Source organism: Pseudomonas sp. GW821-FHT09H03 (genome assembly GCF_059415945.1).
On the sequence record NZ_JBWKOF010000006.1, the window covers coordinates 50611 to 72962 of the forward strand.

The window sequence follows — 22352 nt, forward strand, 5'->3', positions numbered from 1 at the left end:
CGCACATGGCTTTTGGTACATCAAAAGAAAAGGCACTCCACGAGGAGTGCCTTCTCTTTTGGCCCACTACCAACCCTGCACATGGCCCATGCCATCGACGCCGCTGCGCAGTTCGTGCGCAGCGGCGTTGGCGTCAGAAACTGACGTTCAGGCCCAGGCGGACTCCACTGTCCTTGTAGCCATCGCCAAACTGCCCGGAGTAGCCCAGGCTTACCGTGGTACTTGGGGCGACCAGCGCCTGCAGCCCGAGTTGGGCGACGCCAGTGTCCTGTGCCAACGGCGCACCCTGGACGGTAAAGCCTTGGCCACCGGCAAATGCCATCTGGCGCGAGGGATCGAGATCGTCGAATGCATGCTGCCAGCCAAGGGTGCCTTGCAGGGCCAGCGGCACCCCGGCAACCGTCGCCAAAGGTGTCGAGGCATGCATGCCCAGGGTGCTGTAGGTCACGCTGTCGTCCTGACTGGCGCCCTGCAGCGCACTGACTCCGCCATGCTCGCCGAAGCTGTCGCTGTCGACGTTCACACGGGCCAACCCGACGAAGGGTTCCAGGATGAAGTCAGAAACCTTGACGTCGTACCCCAGTTCACCGAAGACCTGCGTGGTCTTGGCCTCATAGCTGGCCTTATCGTAATCGGCCACCCCGTCAAAGTTGACATGTCGGCGGCTGTCGATATCGTTCCACGCGTGCGAGGCTCCAACGCGCAGATTGATAGCGTCCCACTGGCCGGCGGCGTACAGCGTCAGCGAGGTGCTGTCGATGTCGCTTGAGGCGTTGCGCGCATTAACATCCAGATCGTTGGAGCCGTAGCCTGCAGCCACACCGACCCGCCAGGCATCGCCTACTGGCATATCGACGCCGAGCAAAGTCCCAGTGCTGTTGTGGTCAATGCTGGCGGCATTGCTGTTGCCACTGTTGTCGCCCCAGCCACCGTAACCCTGAACCCAGAACGTGATGTCCGACTCGGCATCGCGGTGCAGCACGCCCTCGGCGGACGACTTGTCCTGCGCCGCTCGCAGACGCTGGCTGATAGTTTCACGCACGTAACGGCTATCGTCGAACATCGCGCCGTGGGTGCTGGCATGTATTTCGCCCGACAGACTGTCGTAGGCGGCCCTGGCCTGTGCTGCACTCAAACCCGCAACAGCATTGCCCAGAGTGCCCCCGGTGGCTTCGACCGCCGCGGCGGCGGCGCGTTGGTTACCGGTTTCGCCCAAGGAAGCGAAGCTGACGTCGTTACGCTGCAATACCAGCTCCGCCCCGGTGGTGGAATACGCCACTTGCGGCGTCAGGAACGCCAGGTTGCTGGTGACATCGGCAAAGGTGCCATTGAGCGCGGCGGCCTGAATGATCCCGTAGCGGCTGCTTGGCGCCCAGGTGCCCGCACCGGCGAGCACGCTGAGGTGGGCGCCGTTGAGGCTGACGGTCCCGGTAGAGAGCACTTTGTCGGAACTGCCGTCAGGGTTGGCTTCGATCACCAGAGTCGAGCCGGCATTCAGACTCAGGTCGCCGTTGACACGCAGCGTACCGATCGAGTTACCCGGATTGAGTATCGCGCCATTGGCAAGGTTGACGTTGCCGAAGATGTTGCCATGCCCACCGAGCATGCCGCCGCTGTCGACCTGGACATTACTGGCCAGGCTTGCAGTACTGCCGGCAGCACCGCCGATGATCAGGCTGCCGGCTTCGACGAAGGTGCCACCGCCGACAATTGAACGACCATTGAGTACCAGTTTTCCAAGCCCGGTCTTGATCAGGCTGCCCGGGCCGGACAAGTTGCCGTCATAGGTGCTGGGGGCGTTATCGCTACCGACAGTGAGTTGACTGCCAGCGGCGAGGCTCAAATCACCCGTGCCGCTCAAGGCACTGAGGGTGGTTTGCCCGCCCAGGCTGACCGAGGCCGCGTCAGCAATGTTCAGGGTCGCCCTGCCCAACGCGTTGGCGCCCTCCAGTGCCAGGTTGCCGCCGAGAATATTCAACGCGCCACTGAACACGTTATCAGCGCTCAGGACCAGGTCGCTGCTGCCCTGCTTGATCAGGTCACCGTCGCCGCTGATGACACCAGCAAGCGCGAGATCATGACTACCGGCGAGGGTCAGGCTGCCGTTCAGTTCCACGGCGTTGTTCAAGGCGATCTCGGTGCTGTTGTCCAGGGTAGTGCCATCGGCCGCGGTCAGAGTGCCCGTGCCCAAGGCGCTGCCATTGCCCAGCACCAGGGTACCGCCGTGCAGTTGAGTGCCCCCGGTGTAGCTGTTCGCAGCATTGAGTACCAGCGTGCCCTGGTCATATTTGCCCAGCGCGCCGCTACCGTTGATGGCGACGCCGATGGTTGCAGTGGCATTCGGATCGACCCGAACCGCCATGTTGCCCGTGGCACCGTTGACGGCCGTGAGCGATCCTGCGGTGCCATTGACCAGGCTGTAGCCATCGGTGACAAACTGCATGCCAGTGGCGCTTTGTGCACCATTGACCGTGACGGTGCCCGCCGCCCCCTGGAACACAGCGAAGCTGTCAGCCCAGGCGTTATTGGCGATACCGTCGACATCGGTCCAGTTGCTCGTGCCACGGCTCCAGGAGCCGTCGCCGCCATTGATGGTACCGTTGCCGGCCAGGTGGCTGCCGTTCCAGAACTGCACATGGGTGTCCGCAGCGCTGACCAGCAGATTGATCTGATGGCCGACGGCAGTCTGTACACGCAATTGCTGCGTCAACCCGATCGGCGTGCTGCCGATCTGCAGGCCGTTATCGGTCAGGCTGCCACCGTAGTTGAAGAGGCGATATACGCCGCTACCGAAGCCGCCGGCATCAGTGATGTTCAGTTTGCCATCCAGGGTCAGGTCAGTGCCGACACTGAACAGCGGGTTCGCGCCAGCAGACCCCAGGTTACCAAGGCCGGCGTCGACGCTGGAGTTACCCGACATCACCAGTGAGTCCATCGTCAAGGTGTTGCCCGTGGTGCCGACCAGGTGACCACCATCGGCGACTGCGACCGCACCGGTGAGGCTGCCGCTACCTGTGAGCGTGCCGCCATTATTGACCGCGACATTGGCGCTATCGAGCGAGCCGATGACCTTCAGTGTGCCGCCATTGATGCTGCTGTCGCCGCGCAGGGAATTGGCGCCGCTGAGGGTTAAAGTACCCGAGCCCTGTTTATTCAGATGACCCAAGCCATCGAAGACACCGGCGAATGTGCTGGTCTGGTTACTGCCGCCGACGCTCAGGGTGTTTCCGGCCCCGATCAGCGCCGTGCCGTTGCCTGTGAGGCTGGCGACACTGATGGACGCGCCGAGGTTGAGTCGGGTGCCGCCGCCAATGTTCACCGCGGCGCTGTTGCCCAGCGCCGTGGAACTTGTCGCGCTCAGGCTACCGCCCCGCACCTCGATGTCACCCGTCAAGGTATTGGTACCGCCGAGCGTCAGGTCCGCCGCGCCGGTTTTGATCAAGCCGCCGCTGCCGCCAATCGCACCGTTGAGGGTCAGCGCATGGCTGCCACCCACGGTCAGGTCGCCATCAAGGCTGATTGCGTTGCCCAGGGCGATCGCGCTGTTGCTGTCCAGTTGCGTACCGGCACTGGCTGTCAGCACACCGTTGCCCAGCGCCGTATTGCTGCCGACGACGATCTGGCCGCCATGCAGTTGCGTGCCGCCGCTGTAGGTGTTGGCACCGGTGAGCACCAGGGTGCCGCTGTCGAGTTTGTCGAGAGTGCCGCTGCCATTGATATCCACACCGACCGTGGCGGTTACGCCCGGATCGACCCGCACTGCCGTGGTGCCACTGCTGCCGTTGACGGCCGTCAGTTGCCCCGCCGCGCCATCGATCAGGTTGTAGCCGTCGGTGACGAATTGCAGACCGCTGAACAGCTGCGTGCCGTCCACCGTCACCGTGCCGGCGCTGCCCTGGAACACAGCGAAATCACCGGCCCAGGTGCGATTGATCGTGCCATTGAGGCTGGTCCAGTTGGTGCCCGCGGCCGTCCAGGTGCCTGTGCCGCCATCCACCGAACCGTTGCCCGCGGTCTGGCTGCCGTCCCAGAAACGAATGCTGTCGTTCGGCGCCGACACCAGGTTGATCTGATTGGCAACCCCGGTCTGCACCGCCAGGTCGCCGAGGCTGGAACCGAGCGGCGCACTAGCGACGTCGAGCCCCTGATCCGTCAAATTGCCGGTGTAATTGATCAAACGGTACACGCCGGTACCGAAACCGCCGGCGTCACTGATATTGAGCTTGCCGTCGAGGGTCAGGTTGCCGCCGACGTTGAGCAACGAGGTGTTCGATGGCGCGGCCAGCGCGACATCCAGCTGACTGTCGGCGCCCAACGCCAATGAGCCTGCCGACAACGTGTTGCCCGTGGCCAGGGCGAGATGCCCGCCGTCTGCCACCGTTACTGCACCACCGAGACTGCCGTTACCGCTCAGGGTAGCGCCGCTGTTCACCTGCAAATGGCTGCTGCCAAGCGATCCGTTGACCCGCAACGTGCCTGCCTCGACGGTGGTGTCACCGGTCAGGCTGTTGCTACCGTTCAGCGTCAGCGTACCTGTACCGAGCTTGTTCAGTTCGCCGGCCCCACTCATCACGCCAGCCAGCGTCAGGTCGTGAGTACCAGCGAGGTTCAGGTTGGCGTCGACGCTGACGTTATTGGCCACCACCAGCGGCGCAACGGAATCGAGCGTTGCGTTACCCGCGACAGTCAATGCACCTGAGCCCAGTGCACCGTCAGAACCCAGGGTCAGGGTGCCGGCATTCAGGGCCGTGCCGCCTTGATAGGTGTTGAGGCCATCGAGGGTCAGATTGGCCGCGCCGTTTTTCGTCAGGCTGCCGGCACCGTTGACTACACCGTTCAAGGTCAGGTCGGCCGTGCCGCCCACGCCGAGGTTGCCAGCCAGGTTGACCGCGTTGTTCACGGTCACTGCCGTACTGGCGTCGAGACGGGTGCCGCCCGCCGCGTTCAGTGTGCCGGCGCCCAACGCCGGGTTCGACGCCAGAATCAGCCCACCGGCATTCAGCGCCACATCCCCGAGGAAGGCGTTGTTGCCGCCAAGGGTCAGGTCCGCCGCGCCGGTTTTGATCAAGCCGCCGGTACCGCCAATCGCACCGTTGAGGGTCAGCGCATGGCTGCCACCCACGGTCAGGTCGCCATCGAGACTGATCCCGTTGCCCAGGGCAAGCGCGCTGTTGCTGTCCAGTTGCGTACTGGCACTGGCCGTCAGCACACCGCTGCCCAGCGCCGTGTTGCTGCCGACGACAATCTTGCCGCCATGCAGTTGCGTGCCGCCGCTGTAGGTGTTGGCACCGGTGAGCACCAGGGTGCCGCTGTCGAGTTTGTCGAGGGTGCCGCTGCCATTGATATCCACACCGACCGTGGCGGTTACGCCCGGATCGACCCGCACTGCCGTGGTGCCACTGCTGCCGTTGACGGCCGTCAGTTGCCCCGCCGCGCCATCGATCAGATTGTAGCCGTCGGTGACAAATTGCAGACCGCTGAACAGCTGCGTGCCGTCCACCGTCACCGTGCCGGCGCTGCCCTGGAACACCGCGAAGTCACCGGCCCAGGTGCGATTAATCGTGCCATTGAGGCTGGTCCAGTTGGTGCCCGCGGCCGTCCAGGTGCCTGTGCCGCCATCCACCGAACCGTTGCCCGCGGTCTGGCTGCCGTCCCAGAAACGAATGCTGTCGTTCGGCGCCGACACCAGGTTGATCTGATTGGCAACCCCGGTCTGCACCGCCAGGTCGCCGAGGCTGGAACCGAGCGGCGCACTGGCGACGTCGAGCCCCTGATCCGTCAAATTGCCGGTGTAATTGATCAAACGGTACACGCCGGTACCGAAACCGCCGGCGTCACTGATATTGAGCTTGCCGTCGAGGGTCAGGTTGCCGCCGACGTTGAGCAACGAGGTGTTCGATGGCGCGGCCAGAGCGACATCCAGCTGACTGTCGGCGCCCAACGCCAATGAGCCTGCCGACAACGTGTTGCCCGTTGCCAGGGCGAGATGCCCGCCGTCTGCCACCGTCACTGCACCACCGAGACTGCCGTTACCGCTCAGGGTAGCGCCGCTGTTGACCTGCAAATGGCTGCTGCCAAGCGATCCGTTGACCCGCAACGTGCCTGCCTCGACGGTGGTGTCACCGGTCAGGCTGTTGAGACCGGACAGCGTCAGCGTACCTGTACCGAGTTTGTTCAGTTCGCCAGTGCCGACAATGGCGCCATCAAACGTACTGCCCAGGTTGCTGCCACCGATGCTCAGCGAGTCGCCGGTACCAATGATTGCTGCGCCGCTGCCGGTCATGCTGGCCAGACTTGTCGAGGCGCCGAGATTCAGCACCGCGCCGCTGGCAAGCTGGACGCTGGCATTGTTGCCCAGTGCGGTGCTGCCAAGGGTGATGAGACTGCCGCTCAACACATCGACGGTGCCGCTGAACGTATTGTTGCCAGCCAGTGTCAGGTCGGCCAGACCGTTTTTGCTCAACGTACCAGCCCCATCAATAACGCCGCCCAGCGTCAGGTCGTGAGCACCGGCGAGATTCAGGTTGGCGTCGATGCTGATGTTATTGGCCAGCACCATAGGCGCAACGGTATCGAGCGTTGCATTACCAGCGGCGGTCAATGTTCCTGAGCCCAGCGCGGCACCAGAACCCAGGGTCAGGGTACCGGCATTCAAGGCAGTGCCGCCTTGATAGGTGTTGATACCATTGAGGGTCAGATTGGCCCCGCCGTCTTTGACCAGCGCGCCGGCGCCACTGAGCACCCCGCCCAGGGTCAGGTCATTGCTGCCACCGTTGCTGAGGCTGGCATTGAGCAACAGGTTGTTGCCCAGATTCAGCGCACTGTTGCTGTCCAGCGTCGACGCGCCGGCCACAGTGAGGTTGCCCAGACCGATGGCGCTGTTGCTGCCGACGGTCAGGGTGCCCGCATTCAGGGCAACGCCGCCGAGGAAATTGTTGCTACCGTTCATGGCCAGGTCGCCCGCACCGTTTTTCGTCAGGCTGCCGGCACCGTTGACTGCACCGTTCAAGGTCAGGTCGGCCGTGCCGCCCACGCTCAGGTTGCCGGCCAGATTGACCGCGTTGCTCACGGCCACCGCCGTAGCGGCGTCGAGGTTGGTGCCGCCCGCCGCGTTCAGCGAGGCCGCGCCCAGCGCAGCGTCCGACGCCAAAGTCAGTCCACCGGCATTCAACGCCACGTCTCCGAGGAAGGTATTGTTGCCGCCGAGGGTCAGGTTCGCCGCGCCGTTTTTGATCAAACCACCAGTGCCGCCAATTCCGCCATTGAGGGTCAGTGCATTGCTGCCGAGCACGGTGAGGTAACCGTTGAGCGTCGCGGCATTGCCAAGGGTCACCGCGCTGTTGCTGTCCAGTTGCGTACCGGCATTGGCCGTCAGCACACCGCTGCCCAGCGCCGTGTTGCTGCCGACGACAATCTTGCCGCCATCCAGTTGCGTACCGCCGGTGTAGGTGTTGGCACCGTTGAGCACCAGGGTACCGCTGTCGAGTTTGTGGAGAATGCCGCTGCCATCGATATTCACGCCGACCGTGCCGGTCACGCCAGGGTCGACCCGTACTGCCGTGGTGCCGCCAGTGCCGTTGATAGCCGTCAGTTGCCCCGCCGTGCCATTGACCAGGTTGTAGCCGTCGGTGATGAATTGCAGGCCGGTGAACACTTGCGTGCCGTTCACCGCTACCGTGCCAGCGCTGCCCTGGAACACCGCGAAGTCGCTGGCCCAGGTCTGGTTGAGTAGACCGTTGGCATTGGTCCAATTGGTGCCGCCCGCGCTCCAGGTACCGCTGCCGCCATCCACGGTACCGTTGGGAATGGTCTGGCTGCCGTCCCAGTAGCGGATGGTGACGTTCGGTGCCGAGACTTGCAGGTTGACCTGGTTGGCAATCGAGGTCTGCACCACCAGATCGCCGAGCCCGTAACCAACCGGCACGCTGGCGACATCGAGGCCCAGATTGGTCAGGGCACCGGTGTAGTTGAACATACGGTACACACCGACGCCAAAGCCGCCGGCATCGGTGACGTTGAGGTTACCGTTGAGAGTGAGGTTGCCACCGACGTTCATCAACGAAGTGGTGGAAGGTGAAGCGAGCGACATATCAACGTTGCTGCCAGCCCCCAGTACCAACTCGCCAGCGGACATAGTATTGCCCGATGACAGCGCCAGGTGCCCGCCGTTGTTGATATTCAATGTGCCGAGCGCCGCGCCGGTACCGGTGAAGGATGCGCCGGTATTGACGTTGATCTGCGCACTGCCCAACGACCCGCTGAGATCGAGGGTGCCACCGTTGATCGTGGTGTTCCCAGTGACGCCGTTGATCCCGGTCAGATACAGGGTGCCGGTGCCGACCTTGGTCACGCCACCGCTGCCGCCGAGATCGCCATCGAAGGTGCTGGTGCTGCTCACGCCGCCCACCGTCAGGGTGTTGCTGCCGGTAAGCTGCACACTGCCGCTGCCGGCCAACGCGGCCGCACTGGCATCGCTGCCAAGGTTGAGCCCGGCACCGGCACTGATGTTTACCCCGGCGGTGTTGCCCAATGCCTGGGTATTAAGCGTGGTGACGCTGCCGGAGACGATGTTCAGTGCGCCGGTGAAGCTATTGTTGCCGGCCAGGGTCAGGTCCGCCAGACCGTTCTTGGTCAGGCTGCCGGCACCATCGATCACGCCATTGAGGCTCAGGTCGTTGTTGCCCGCGACGGATAATCCGGCGTTGAGGGTGATCGCGTTGCCGTTACCGAACGCGGCGCCGTTGTCCAGCGTCGCGGCGCCCCCGACGATCAACGCACCACTGCCCATGCTGTTGGCATTGCCCAGGGTCAGGGTGCCAGCGTTGAGGGTGGTGCCGCCGCTGAAGGTGTTGTTGCCGTTGAGCGTCAGCTTGGCTGCGCCGTTCTTGATCAACGGCCCGGTGCCGCTGGTGGCCCCGGTGAGAGTCAGGTTCTGGGTGCCGCCGACAGTGAGCGCAGCGTTGAGGGCGATGGCGTTGTTCAGCGCGACCGACGGCGATTCGCTGTCCACGGTCGCGGCGCCGCCGACGGTCAATGCACCACTGCCCAATGCCAAACTGTTGACTACGGTCAGCGTACCCGCGTTCAGTGTGGTGCCGTCGAGGTAATTGTTGGCCCCGTTGAGAATCAGATTGGCGGCGCCGTTTTTCACCAGGCTGCCGGCACCGCTGACCAGGCCGGTCAAGATAAGGTCGGCAGTTCCGCCGACGTTCAACGCGCCGTTCAGGGCCACCGCGTTATTCAGGCTTACAGCCTTGTTGGCATCCAGCGTGGTGTTGTCCGCTGCGTTCAGCGTGCCGGAACCCAGCGCAGTGTTGCTGCCGACCGTTAATTTTCCGGTATTGAGCGTGGTGTTGCCCAGGTAAACGTTGGCACCATCGAGGGTCAGGTCGGCGGCGCCGTTCTTTATCAAGCCGCCGATGCCCGCAACCATGCCGTCGAGGGTCAGCGCGTTAGTGCCGCCCAGGGTCAGGTTGCCACCGAGGTTGACGTTGTTGGCCAGGTCAGCCGCCGTGTTGGCATCCAGCGTTGTGCCGTTCGACGCGTTCAACGAGCCGGTACCCAGCGCGGAATCGGAACCGACGATCAGCGTGCCGGCATTGAGCGCCGTGGTGCCTGTGAAGGTATTGGCGCCATTGAGGGTCAGGCTCGAAGCGCCGGTCTTGATCAAACCGTTGCCGCCGCTGAGCACACCGCCCAGGGTCAGTGCATTGGCGCCACCGGTGGTGAGGTTGGCGTTGAGGTTGATGGCGTTGTTCAAGGTGATGATGCCCGGCGCCGACAGAGTCGTCGCGCCGACAACGTAGAGGGTACCGGTGCTCAGCGCCTGGTTGTTGCCCAGCTGCACGGTGCCGCCGCTAAAGGTGGTATTGCCCAGATAGGTGTTGGCGGCGCTGAGGTTCAACTGGCCGGCGCCGATCTTGGTCAGGCCACCGCTGCCGGATATCACGCCGCTCAAGGTCGTAGCGTTGCTACCTTGCACGGTCACGCCACCGGCGCCGAGCGCAATCAGGTTGCTGACGTTCAACCCGGCGTTGCTCGCCTGAAGGATCCCGCCGTTGGAGGTCAGTACACCGGAACCGAAGGTGGCGTTGTTGTTGAATTGGGCGACACCGCCATTGAGCGTGGTCGCGCCGCTGACCAAGGGCCCCTGCAAGGTCCAGGTGCCGCTGTTGATGGTCAGGTTGCTGAAGTTGACGTAGGTGGCGCTCGATGCCGTGCCGGTACCTGTGGTGCCGCCGCCGACGCCGATAGGGTTTTGCAGGATCAGACTGTTGACGCCGCCAGCACCACCGTCGACAGTCCCGGTCGGGGCGAAGGTCAGGTTGAGGCCGATCAGGCCACCGAGGCCGACGCTGACCTGGACACCATCGCCGACGTTGACTGTGGAACCGGTCATGGCGGTGAAGGTGTTGGTGCTGCCCGCCCCCAATGACACGCCGCCGGTAATGGCCCCGGCGTTGGTAAAGGTGTTGCCTGCCGCTGACGTCTCGAAAGCAATCCGGCCATTGATGACGCCGGTGCTGCTGTTAGTCATGTTGACCTGCGAGCCGCCGTAGACGCCGACCACCGGAGTGTCGGCCAGGGTGATGCCACCTATCGACAGCCCGGTCGAGGTGATGGTGCCATTGTTGGTCAGGCTGGTGGTACCGGCAGCGGCGTTGTTCACCGCAATGCCCAGGCCATCGATGCTGGTCAGATTAAGCCCGAGCAGCATGCCGGTGCCGCGGATAATCCCGCTGGCATTGTTGAGCACGCTAACCGTACTGGTCGCCCCGGTGCCAATGAACGCGCCGCCACTCAACACCGACACCAGGCCAAGCAGCGCCGGGTCGATCGTGCCGGAGTTATTGAGGGAGATGTTGACCCCGGTCAGGTCCAGCACGTGGCCGCCGAGCGTCGCATTCATCTGCGCCCCGCTGTTGATGTTGACCGTCAGGCCGGTGGTGGCGCTGGAAAAGTTGTTGAGAAACAACGGCAACGACGGCACCCCGGTACAGGTCACGGTCGAGCCGGCGGTACTGCAGGTAGCCTGGGCGGTAGAGCTGAACAGCAAAGGTAACAACAGGGATGAAAGCGCCAGTTTGCGAACTCGGCGGGTGTTTTTACGACGGCGTTTACTGTGTTCATGGGTAACGTTCCAGCAACCCATTGCTGCATTCCACACCAACGTAAAAACGTGATTCATACAGTCCATCCCTTGGTGAATGAAGAAATTTTATTATTAGAGAGCCGGCTCAATGGGCTTCGGAGCAGTTTTGATACCTAGTCCTGACTGAGGCCCGCGCCTCAAATGATATCAAAACGATTCCATTCTTCCATTATCGGCCGCATTCAGGCACTTCTTTAAAGCGAGCGAGATTTACTCCACCGGGTCCCGTGTTACCCGCGCGGTTTGATTGCGCGTTTAAAACTGGCAAAAAAAAATTGTTTGCTACTATTAGTGAACGGCATCGAAGCCCAGGGCTGCTTTAACTTCCCTGGCACTGATCCACTCATTTCAAACGTGCCTGACCACATGGAGCTGCAATGCGCATTCCATTTAATTACGTGTTGTCAGCTGTCCTTTTTTTGAGCGGATCCAACTGCCTGGCACAGCCAGTGGTTGCGGCCGCAACCCCACCCGCAGTCACTCCCGGTACCACACCGGCCCCGGCCCCCCTACCCGCGTCGGCATCGGCACCTGTCCCGGCAAAAGATCCCGTATTTACCCAGGAACAGCTGGATCAGATGCTGGCTCCCATTGCACTTTACCCGGACCCGCTGCTGGCCCAGGTGCTGATGGCCAGCACTTATCCCGGGGAAGTCGCCGAGGCGGTGTTCTGGTCCAGGGGAAATCCCGACGCCAAGGGTGATGATGCCGTCAGGCAGGTAGCGACCAAACCCTGGGACCCCAGTGTGCAGGCGCTGGTCGCCTTCCCGCAGGTTCTGGCTACCCTGGGGCAGGATCCCGTCTGGGTACAACGGGTAGGTGATGCCTTCCTGGCCCAGCCCGACGATGTCATGGGCGCTGTGCAACGCTTGCGTCATCAGGCGCAGGCAGCAGGCAACCTGCAGAGCAACCAGTATCAGAACGTGACTATCCAGAACATCGCACCCCCGACACCGGAGCCAGCACCGGCGCAGGAATCCGCTCCCGCGGCGCCAGCACCGGCCAGCAGTTCCACCATCATCATTGAGCCCGCTGATCCGCAAGTCGTATACGTCCCTACTTATAATCCAACCACCACCTACGGCACCTGGCCTTATCCGGCGTCGCCGCCTGCGTACTATCCACCGCCGCCTGCGTACTACCCCGGTCAGGCATTGATGGCCGGACTGGCGTTTGGTACCGGCGTGGCAATCGTCGGTGCGTTGTGGGGTGAGTGTGACTGGGGCGACAACGACGTAGAAATCGACGTCGACCGCTACAACAACATCAACGGCAACAACCGCATCACCAACAATTCGAACAAGTGGCAGCACAACTCCACCCACCGCAACGGCGTACCCTATCGCGACAATCGCAGCCGCGAGCAGTACGGCCGGCAACTGGACGGGGCCAATCAGCGCCAGGCCTATAGAGGCGACAACGCTCAACGAGCCCAGGCGCGCGAGAGTGCTCAGCGCAACCAGGCCAGGGAAAATGCCCGCACCTCGATGGACAGGGCCGGCATCGAACGCCCTGCCACTAGCAACCAACAAGCCCGTGATCGGGCGCGCGAAGCCCAGACCAGAACGGCGGCAAACAATCGCCAGCAAGCAGGCACCAACAGACCGAACGCGACCGACAGAAGCCAGGGCACAGCCAGAAACACCCGGGAAGCTCAGCAACCCCGCCGGCAGACCGCTCAGACCAATCAACGCGCACAGGGCAAGGCACAGGCGCGCCAGACTACGCAAAAACGCCCAACTGCGACGGCCGCCAACAAGAGCGGTACGCGCAACAACGCATTCGCCGGGGCACGCAAACCTTCTCAAGTCAACGCACAAGCCAGTCGTGGCCGGGCCAGCCAGGCATCCGCTCAGCGCCCCAGCGCTTCGCGATCAGCTGGCCATCAGGTCAGTCGGCCATCCAATCCGCCAGCGCGTTCAGGTTCAAGAGGGGGCCGTCGTTGAATAACAATCCTCGAGTAAAGGCACGCATGGGCTTGCGCCTCAGTGCCCTGGCGATAACTGCCGGTCTGGCCTGGTCGTGCATCGCCATGGCGCAGCAGGAATTTCCAACACCAGAAAAGGCCGCTGAAGCCTTCGTCGAAGCACTGGGCACCGACCACGCCGATCACGAACGCCTGACTCAGTTGCTGGGCAAGGAATGGCGCAGTTTCATCCCTCGCGACGGCACCGAGCGCAAAGATGTGGAGGCGTTTCTCAAGCAATACCAGGAGCGACACCAAATTGAAAAAACCAGCGACGGCAAGGCCATGCTGGCGGTCGGCAACGACAATTGGACACTGCCCATACCCATGGTAAAAACCGCCACCGGTTGGCGCTTCGACATGAAGTCCGGCAGTGCCGAAGTCCGTGCTCGTCGAATCGGCCGCAACGAAATCGACGCCGTGCAATCGGCGCTGAGTTATCACGACGCGCAAATGGAATATGCATCCATGGATCGTGACGGTGACGGCGCACTGGAGTATGCGCAAAACATCTACAGCGCCCCCGGCAAGCACGACGGGCTGTATTGGCCGGACGACGATAGCGGTCAGATCAGCCCCCTGGGTCCCTTGTTCGGCGAAACCATCGCCGGCGAAGCCTGGCATGGCTACTACTTCCGCATCCTTGAAAGCCAGGGGCCTTCGGCACCTGGTGGCGCCTACAGCTACCTCGTTGGCGACAAGATGATCCGGGGCTTTGCCTTGATTGCCTGGCCAGCAAAGTACGACGATACGGGAGTGATGAGCTTCATGATCAGTCATGAAGGGCAGGTATTCGAGAAGGACCTGGGGCCCGAGAGTGAGAAGTTGGCGCTGTCGATGAAGAGCTTTGATCCCGATGACAGTTGGAAAGAGGTGACCGTGGATCAGGATGAGATCAAGTAATTCAGGCACAAGCCCCGCACAAGCGGGGCTCGATAAAAACCGCGGATAGCGACAGAGCACCTCGACAGGCAACCTGGCCTTGGCTATCAACTCGCGTTCGCGATAGGTGTGTCATAGGTGTAGCTATTAGACAGGTTGTCAATTCTACGGAGCAGATGCGCTTCACAGCGCAAGCCATACCCCACCCCGAATAATAGAACGCCCCGATAACCCCGAGGCCAACCCCAAATCCCAGCCACCACCCCCCTCCCCCTGTGGGAGCCAGCCTGCTGGCGATAGCGCCAGCCCAACCACCACAAATACTGAAACAGCCCCCCAAAACCCACTCCAATGCCTAAAGCGTGGAAACGTCCTACATTCAAATGCCGAAACAGAGTCAGAAGCATCTGATTCTGGTTTTTGGCGATAGCTGAATGAGCCATCGCTGATCCCGAACGGCGTAGATTTTCTGCTCCCGTAGAAAAACCAACTACTGACAAGGAGCGGTCTTATGCAACCCGTCGATTTTTAATCGTGCCCTCCCCTATTGTTGATGCCCACACCCACAATTGAGCGGGCGATCACAGCGTCAAACGCTCCAATGCATAAAGTCAGGTTTCCAGTTTCCCGTTCAATGGATGACATTATGCAATCGACACTCGGAGTACGAATCTGTGAGGCGATGGAACAACGAAACCTGTCAAAACTGTACGCCGTCGCCGTTGCACTGGACGTCACAGAAAGTGCCGTATGCCGTTGGAGAAAGAACGGCAGGATAACGGTGGAAAACATAATCGCGCTCTGCGAACTCCTGGACGTCTCCACCGATTGGCTGCTGCTGGGTCGCGGCACAATGGACATGCACCGCAATGTACAGCCCCCACTGCGTCAAAACGTGCGAAAACATCTGTCCACTCTCCCTGATGCGGCGCTCATACACCTGGAAAACTTCCTGGCCGCCATCGACTCTCCTGACACTTGAACGCTGCGCAAGCAGATTCCGGAAATTTTGCCTGCCGCGCAATTTGAATGCGTTGAGTCACGCGCCGTCGAGGCTCATGTTCTGGTTGTCGCCTTTTTCAATGCGCCAAGGAAACGGAAATAGTGATTGCGCACAAGAAAGGTCGATACCACCTAACACTTGGAGCCAGACATGGGACAGTCAAACACGATTGAAGAACAGCAAAAACAGAACGCCAAATTCCAGGCCTATGTTGATCAGATGCGTACGGATCTCGACAAGAGCCTGACCACGCAAACGGCTGCTTTGAACGACAAGATCAAGGCGCATTACAGTAAATACAACGACGACGCCTCAATGATTTCGAGCAGCTACCAGCACCTGACCACGGTGAGCGAATGGTCGCTGGCCTCGGTTAACGTGATGATCGACTCGTGCCGCAAGGCCATCTTCGGAGGGAAGTTGCCCGATGGCGCGAAAAAGGACACTCCGACGGCAGAAGTCACCGCTGCCATTCAGGCGATGACGAACCTGGACCTGCTGATCGCCAATGCAGCGTTTGACGCCATACAAGGACTGTTGACCAGTGTCGGCTCGAAAACCGAAACCAGCATTACGGTCAAGACCGATGAAAAACTGCTGGCGCCCGGCATGACCTTGTTCATTACCGTGATGGAGAACTCCTACCACCGCAAAGACTTCCTCAGCGACGAGTCGATTGTCCAGACGCTGTTCCTCTTCGACGTGCGCTTCTCCATCAAGGAAGGCAAAGCCGTGACCAAGTTGAACGATCTGCAGGCGTACGAGAACCAGAAGCAATCCATGCGCAACCAGCTACTGAAAGTCGACAAGGAGGTCGACAAGCTGGACCCCTCCACCGACAACTATCTGACCATGCTGGCCAAGTTCACGGGCATCAGCGACACGCTGAACACTCGTCTTGAAGCCATCGACAAAAAGCTCCAGGTCATCAGCCTGCTGGCAGGGCCAGCGGTGAATGAGGCCCAGCCGGCGCTTGCAGCGCTGCCGGAGACGCTCGACGGCGGTGCGATCGTGGCGCGTATCAAGGCACGCTTCGATACGGCACTGGCGGCCAGACTCTGAGCAGCCACGTGCAGTGACGGTTTTGCCAAATTCAAGTTTCGCTTGATGAGGAATGGATCATGACCATTGTCTTTGAAATGAGTACCGATGCAGACATCGTAAACACCACGCTCAACCCCGCCTGGCCTGCGGTAACCGCACGCCATGACTGGGCAGCAGTCAGGAACATGAACCTGAACATCCCGGGGGGTGCAGTCATCGTCGTACTGGCGCACGGTAACAACAACGTTATCGGGGATGCCGGCCCGGCGATTTCCCTCAACGCGGAAACCTTCCTGGCCTCCGTGCAAGGCAACATACAGGCCGGACAGGCACCAGGCGCCGTCTATATCTCCACCTGCGGCAAGGACATTGCCGGTTTCGCCGCCGGAGTACGTATCTGCGCCGAGAACAACAAAGTGTGGGCCAACACGGCGATCTTCGGCCACCATTCTCCGGTCGCAGGACCGGTCCCGCCGCCAACGCCCACTAATTTGAGCTGGGTGCAAATCTATCAAGGTCGTTGAAAACACGCTTGCGATGGAACTCCGGTTGCGTGCAGCCCTTGCTTCACGCGACTGGCCTTTCTCTGCGGTGCAGTAACACGCCGGGGCTCCATAGAGCCCCGGCAGCGCTTTATCAGGCAATAATGTCCGCGCTAACCAGTGTCGGCACACCGATCAGGGAAATCTCGAACTCCGCAGCCGTGTCGGCATCGGTGCTGCCAAACAGGATGCCGCCAGCGAAACGCACCTGCCCGGTCGCATTACTGCTGAAGGCGTTCGCCCCGATGAAGCTGAAAGCATCATTGACGGCAGTGGCGACATTGGCGTCCAGGGTCGACAGGTCGATCTTGTCACCCTCGCTGGTTTTGAAATCCCCCACCACATCGCGCAATGTGCCCAGGCCCATTTCGCTCAAGAAATCGAAGTCGAAGCGATCGGCTCCGACACCGCCGTTGAGCCGGTCAACACCCACCCCGCCGATCAGCAGGTCGTTACCGGCGCCACCGGAAAGCACATCGTTGCCGATGCCCCCTCTGAGGGTGTTGGCGGCCGCATTGCCGGTCAGGGTGTCGTTGAAGTTGCTACCGGTCAGGTTTTCGAAGGCCAGCAGCGTATCGCTGCCTGAGCCGCCGGTGGCCTGGATGGTGGTCAGCGCCAGGTTGGCCGTCACCGTACTGGTGGCAAAGGCATAGGACGCGGTATCGATGCCGTCGCCGCCATTGAGAATGTTGTTGCCGGCGCCGGCAAAGAGCGTGTTGCTCAATGCATTGCCAGTACCGTTGGCGGCAGTGGTTGCCATCAGGCGCAGGTTTTCCACGTTGGCGCCCAGGGTATAGCTGGCCAGGGTGGTATTGACCGTATCGGTGCCGCCGGTGATGGCGAGCGCATTGGTTTCACTGACCACATCAGCGACGTTTTCGACAACGTAAGTGTCCGAACCGTCGCCACCCACCAACCTGTCTGCACCGGCGCCACCATCGAGAATGTCATTGCCGGCACCGCCATTGAGGACATCAATGCCCACGCCCCCACTGAGGGTGTTGGCGGCGGCATTGCCGGTCAGGGTGTCGTTGAAGTTGCTGCCGGTCAGGTTTTCGAAAGCCAACAAAGTATCGCTGCCTGAGCCACCGGTGGCCTGGGCGGTGGTGACCGCCAGACTGGCCACCACCGCGCTGGCGGCAAAGGCGTAGGACGCGGTATCGATGCCATCGCCGCCGTTGAGGATGTTGTTACCGGCACCGGCATAGAGCGTGTTGTTCAATGCATTGCCGGTACCGTTGGCGGCAGTGGTTGCCAGCAGGCGCAGGTTTTCCACGTTGGCGCCCAGGGTATAGGCCGCCAGAGAACTACTGACCGTATCGGTTCCACCGCTGGTGACCACCGCATTGGTTTCGCTGACCACATCGCCGACGTTATCGATAACGTAACTGTCCGAGCCGTCGCCCCCCACCAACAAGTCTGCGCCAGCAGCACCATTGAGGACATCATTACCTGCGCCCCCGCTGAGGACGTTGGCGGCGGCATTGCCAGTCAGGGTGTCGTTGAAGTTACTGCCGGTCAGGTTTTCGAAGGCCAGCAGCGTATCGCTGCCCGAGCCGCCGGTAGCCTGGGCGGCGGTCAGGGCCAGGTTGGCCGTCACCGCACCCGAGGCAAAGGCATAGGACGCCGTATCGATGCCCGCGCCACCGTTGAGAACGTTGTTGCCGGCACCGGCAAAGATCGTGTTGTTCAACGCATTGCCGGTACCGTTGGCGGCAGTGGTGGCCAGCAGACGCAGGTTTTCCACATTGGCCCCGAGGACGTGGATCGTCAGGGTACTGTTGACCGTATCGATGCCACCAGTCGCGGCAACGGCATTGGTTTCAATCACGACATCGCGCAGGTTATCGACGAAGTAGGTATCAGAGCCGTCGCCGCCGGTCATCCTGTCGGCGCCTGCACCACCATTGAGTACGTCGTTGCCGGCATCGCCGTTGAGATGATCGTTTGCACTGCCGCCCGTGAGCGTGTCGTTACCAGCACCGGCATCGATGACTACGCTGCCAACACCCGCCCAGGTCAGCACGTTGGCCGCGGCATCGCCCGTCAGGCCGGTGAGTTTTTTGCCGCTGGCATCGTAGCGCTGGAAGTAGGTTCCGGCGGAACCGGCCGCGTCCTGGCCGATGGACTCCCACACCACCACATAACCGCCGTCAGCCAAGGTGGTCACCCGCGTGATGACCTGATCGCCTGCTGTGGTCGTGTTGACCAGGGTTTCCCCGCCGACCAGAGCACCACTGGCATTAAGACGCTGGGTGTAGACACCGTAGACATCACCTGGTCCGTTACCCACCCATGTGACCAGGTAGCCGCCATCGAACATGGCCGAGACGTGAGGCTCGCCCTGATCACCGGTGATCGTGGTGTTGAGCCGGGTCTGCGCACCGATCTCGGCGCCGGCGGAGTTATACAGCTGGGCAATTACGTCTTTAGTGCCCTGAACGCCACCACTAAAAGGGTAAGACTCCCAGATGACCAGGTAATTGCCATTGGCCTGGACAGCGACCATATGCTCGCTCTGGATATCCACTGACCCTGTGTTGATCAGCGTTTGCACACCGACTTTGGCGCCAGCGGAGTTAAAGCGCTGGGCGAAGATGCCATAGTCATCTCCCGGGCCCTCACCCTCCCATGTGACCAGGTAGCCACCATCGGGGAAGCCAAAAATCTGCGGAAAATCCTGAGGCCCTGCGATGGAGGTATTGATGAAGACTTCTCCACCCACCTTGGCCCCGCTGGCATTGAAGCGCTGCAGGTAGGAGTCGAAGCTGCCATCAGCCCCCTGGGCTTCCCATGCCACCACATAACCACCGTCAGCCAGCCCGGTAATTTCCGGGGAATCGCGCAGGCCGGCCGTGGTTGTATTGACAACAATTTCGCCGCCCACCTTGGCGCCGCTGGCGTTGTACTGCTGGGTAAAGATGCACTCCGCCCCCCCGGCATTGAGGCCGTTCCAGGTCACCACATAACCACCGCCAAGCAACCCAACCACCGAGGGTTGGCTCTGGTCACCCGCAACCGTGGTGTTGACCAGCGTCTCGCCCCCCACCTTGGCGCCGCTGGCGTCATAGCGCTGGGTGAAGACTCCGAACGTATCCCCAATACCATTGCCCCTCCAGGCGATGACATAACCGCCGTCGATCAAGCCGAAGACATTGGGATCTTCCTGATCGCCTGCAGTGGTGGTGTTGATTCGGGTTTCACCGAGATTTGGCATGGGGTACTCCAGCGGGCAGGATGACGGGCGGGTCGGGGAAAAATGATAGCGAGAGGATAGCCGGGTGCCATCATTATCGCGAGCTCGTCCGTCGGACAACTGGCCGCTTTATAGGCGTCAACTCAAGGTTGTGTGGTTCGCCATACGGCCCGTGACGACCTACTTCGGACCACCGATGAGGGGATTGGGCAGCATGCTTGGATTTGCCTTCTCCCACCTCCATTGCAAAAACCCGCATCCGGAAAGGTGGCATACAATCACTCCAGAATGAATCCACCAAATCTGGCCGGGGTGCTATGCACCTCATCTGGTACTTACTTCGAGCTACACCCAACATGCCCACCCAATATGGATGTCATTGCGCCCACTGCCCCTACCGTAACGCAGATCATCTTCCTACGCTTTTTCAGAAAATGCGCACGGCCCCCCTGTCCATGGAAGAAAACCATGCGCAAGTCCTGCTCATCTTCCAAGCGCCTGGTGTTGAAGAATGGGAGAAAGGGAAACCAGTGGTCAGCACTAAGATTGGTTCCGTCGGTGTGCGCCTAGAGGCTGCATTTCACAGAGCGAACCGAACAAGGCAAAACTACAACATCACGAACACTGTCCAGTGCTTCCCGGGAAAGAAGATCCAAGATGGCGTAAGTAAACCGCGAGATTTAGCCCCTCCTGCTGCGGTACGCGGCTATTGCGCTGAATGGTTGCGACTAGATATCGAGGCACGTAAATACAATCGCATCGTTGTGTTCGGTGCACACGCGCGCAAAGCTGTCCAGATGTTGGGTTTTGCGACTGACTCCAGATTTCATTTTCTCCGACACCCTGCAGGGGGACTGAAAAATATAGACCTAGACAGAGCTTTGGGCTCACTGACTACGCCTTTTTGATAATTTCATTGCTTCCTTCTGAAAATAAAAAAAAACAAAAAAAAGGAAAAAAAGGGGGACCGGAAAAAGGGGGACAGATCTATTAATTTCAACGTGGAAACGTGCACCCAAGCTGACCAGGCGCTACAGATCATTTTGCATCCCGCCGCCGCCAATCGACAGTCGCATTCTATCTACGCCATTACGAACACCGTGTCGCCATGCAACCCCGTAGAATGCGGCGTTTGAAAAACCCCAACCGCACCATCCCCCATTGCAATGGAGTGTGAATGATTATGGAAAAAGAGCAGTTGCTGCTGGGCCAGGCTGGCGGCATCGTCCGGGAGGCCAAAGCGAAACTCGCAGCGAGCGGCGAGCTTTTCAATCTCTTTGCCATCACCAGAATCGAGCGGGTCGAAGTCAACACCCACTCGGCGATGATCGCTGAACTACTGAACCCTGAAGGCCGACACGGTAAAGGTGGGCATTTCCTCAAACTCTTCTTGTCGACGATGGGTTTCGAGCACGAATGCTCTCTTTCCGAAGCTCGGGTACACAAAGAGCAGACGTTCTCTGGGTATGGCCGTGTTGATATCGTGATTCACCTGCGGGATCACCTCATCTTGATTGAAAACAAGATTGATGCCCTGGACGGGGACCAGCAGCTGAAGCGCTATGACGATATCGGCAAGGCCTCAGGCAAGAAATGGCAACTGTGGTACCTGACAAAGAAAGGTACGGAGGCTCACGCAAGTAGTCATTGCGACGTCAGTTACCATCGATTGTCGTACCAGGAGCACATCCTCGACTGGCTTGAGCAGTGCATCACCACTTCAAAAGAGTCGCCAGCACTTCAGCACGCGGTTATTCAGTACAAGAATTTGGTCCAGAAAATCACGGGGCGGGCTATGACACAAACCACACGAAATGCGGTGATTGATCTTCTTACCACTTCGGACAATCTGGCGGTGGCCGAAGCCATTGCCCAAGCACTACCACATGCCAAGGGGGTTATCTTGTTCGGCTTCTTTCAGGCCGTGCAACGTGCATTGTCCGAGTTTTATGCCCCCGTATCTTCGCCTAGTGGTTTTAGTGGGCATGACAGTAGCGAGGCGAATTGCAGACATTGGTTTATGCCCACGCAGCTGAGGTTGAAGAACGTCGGACAGTTTTTTGACATTGGTGTCGAGGGCATGCTGCTACGAATAGAGGTTGCAACGGATGCGCTCCATTACGGCGTGGTGCCGGTCGTTGACGGGAAGATGGCAAGCGCTGATAAGCTGAGCACGCCAACTCCACAACTACCACCGCACCTACTGCGCCGGGATTGGAAAGCATTCAACTGGTACTCCTACCTTTACCGGGACAACGTTTCAAGCAAAATGGATTGCTTGTCTGACCCGGTCGCTCTGGTCACGGAGGTGTTGCGCACCATTAAGCTGATCAAATCAGGGAACGCTGGCCAGAGCTCAGCTGAAGTGGACGGAGCGTGCGAGATCGCCGACACCGTTGGCTAAGTGGCGGAGTCGGTCACCAGGTGTCGATTTGAGCTTAATGGACACCGTTAAAAGCCAGATAACAAATAATCTTCACGGATTACCGGGAAAGACGCTCTTGATCTTCTTGAAAAAGAATTCGCTGTCCCGGTAACCGCACGCCATTCACTTGATGACCTATGTT

Annotated in this window: 9 protein-coding genes; 7 read left to right on the forward strand and 2 right to left on the reverse strand. The window is 60.5% G+C overall.

Features of this window, described 5'->3' with window-relative positions:
• Positions 1-133: 133 nt before the first annotated feature.
• On the reverse strand, positions 134-11188 hold the full coding sequence (locus AC07OG_RS10145; RefSeq protein WP_495066943.1) for an autotransporter-associated beta strand repeat-containing protein: 11055 nt from the start codon (positions 11186-11188) through the stop codon (positions 134-136).
• A 341-nt stretch (positions 11189-11529) separates the two neighbouring features.
• On the opposite strand from AC07OG_RS10145, the gene AC07OG_RS10150 reads away from it, so the two are divergent.
• The 5 genes from AC07OG_RS10150 to AC07OG_RS10170 all read left to right on the forward strand — a co-directional run bounded on the left by AC07OG_RS10150 (position 11530) and on the right by AC07OG_RS10170 (position 16571).
• Positions 11530-13098 (forward strand): DUF3300 domain-containing protein, encoded by a 1569-nt coding sequence (locus AC07OG_RS10150; protein WP_495066944.1) that lies wholly within the window; start codon positions 11530-11532, stop codon positions 13096-13098.
• 26 nt (positions 13099-13124) lie between these two features.
• Entirely contained in the window at positions 13125-14021 is an 897-nt protein-coding gene (locus AC07OG_RS10155) for a DUF2950 domain-containing protein (protein ID WP_495067064.1), read from the forward strand.
• A 625-nt stretch (positions 14022-14646) separates the two neighbouring features.
• The gene (locus tag AC07OG_RS10160; RefSeq protein WP_162237378.1) at positions 14647-14982 is read left to right on the forward strand and encodes a helix-turn-helix domain-containing protein; all 336 of its coding nucleotides are present in this window, start codon (positions 14647-14649) and stop codon (positions 14980-14982) included.
• A 171-nt stretch (positions 14983-15153) separates the two neighbouring features.
• The gene (locus tag AC07OG_RS10165; RefSeq protein ID WP_218424455.1) at positions 15154-16065 is read left to right on the forward strand and encodes a hypothetical protein; all 912 of its coding nucleotides are present in this window, start codon (positions 15154-15156) and stop codon (positions 16063-16065) included.
• Between the two features lie 59 nt (positions 16066-16124).
• Complete coding sequence (locus tag AC07OG_RS10170) at positions 16125-16571, forward strand: hypothetical protein (protein WP_495066945.1); 447 nt, start codon at positions 16125-16127, stop codon at positions 16569-16571.
• 112 nt (positions 16572-16683) lie between these two features.
• Here the strand turns inward: AC07OG_RS10170 and AC07OG_RS10175 are convergent, their stop codons facing one another.
• Positions 16684-19806: a beta strand repeat-containing protein gene (locus tag AC07OG_RS10175; protein WP_495066946.1), complete on the reverse strand. Its 3123-nt coding sequence runs from the start codon at positions 19804-19806 to the stop codon at positions 16684-16686.
• A gap of 434 nt (positions 19807-20240) precedes the next feature.
• Here AC07OG_RS10175 and AC07OG_RS10180 point away from each other — a divergent pair, with 434 nt between their 5' ends.
• Positions 20241-20693 (forward strand): uracil-DNA glycosylase family protein, encoded by a 453-nt coding sequence (locus AC07OG_RS10180; protein ID WP_495066947.1) that lies wholly within the window; start codon positions 20241-20243, stop codon positions 20691-20693.
• A 269-nt stretch (positions 20694-20962) separates the two neighbouring features.
• Positions 20963-22189 (forward strand): PDDEXK-like family protein, encoded by a 1227-nt coding sequence (locus AC07OG_RS10185; protein ID WP_495066948.1) that lies wholly within the window; start codon positions 20963-20965, stop codon positions 22187-22189.
• Positions 22190-22352: the final 163 nt, after the last annotated feature.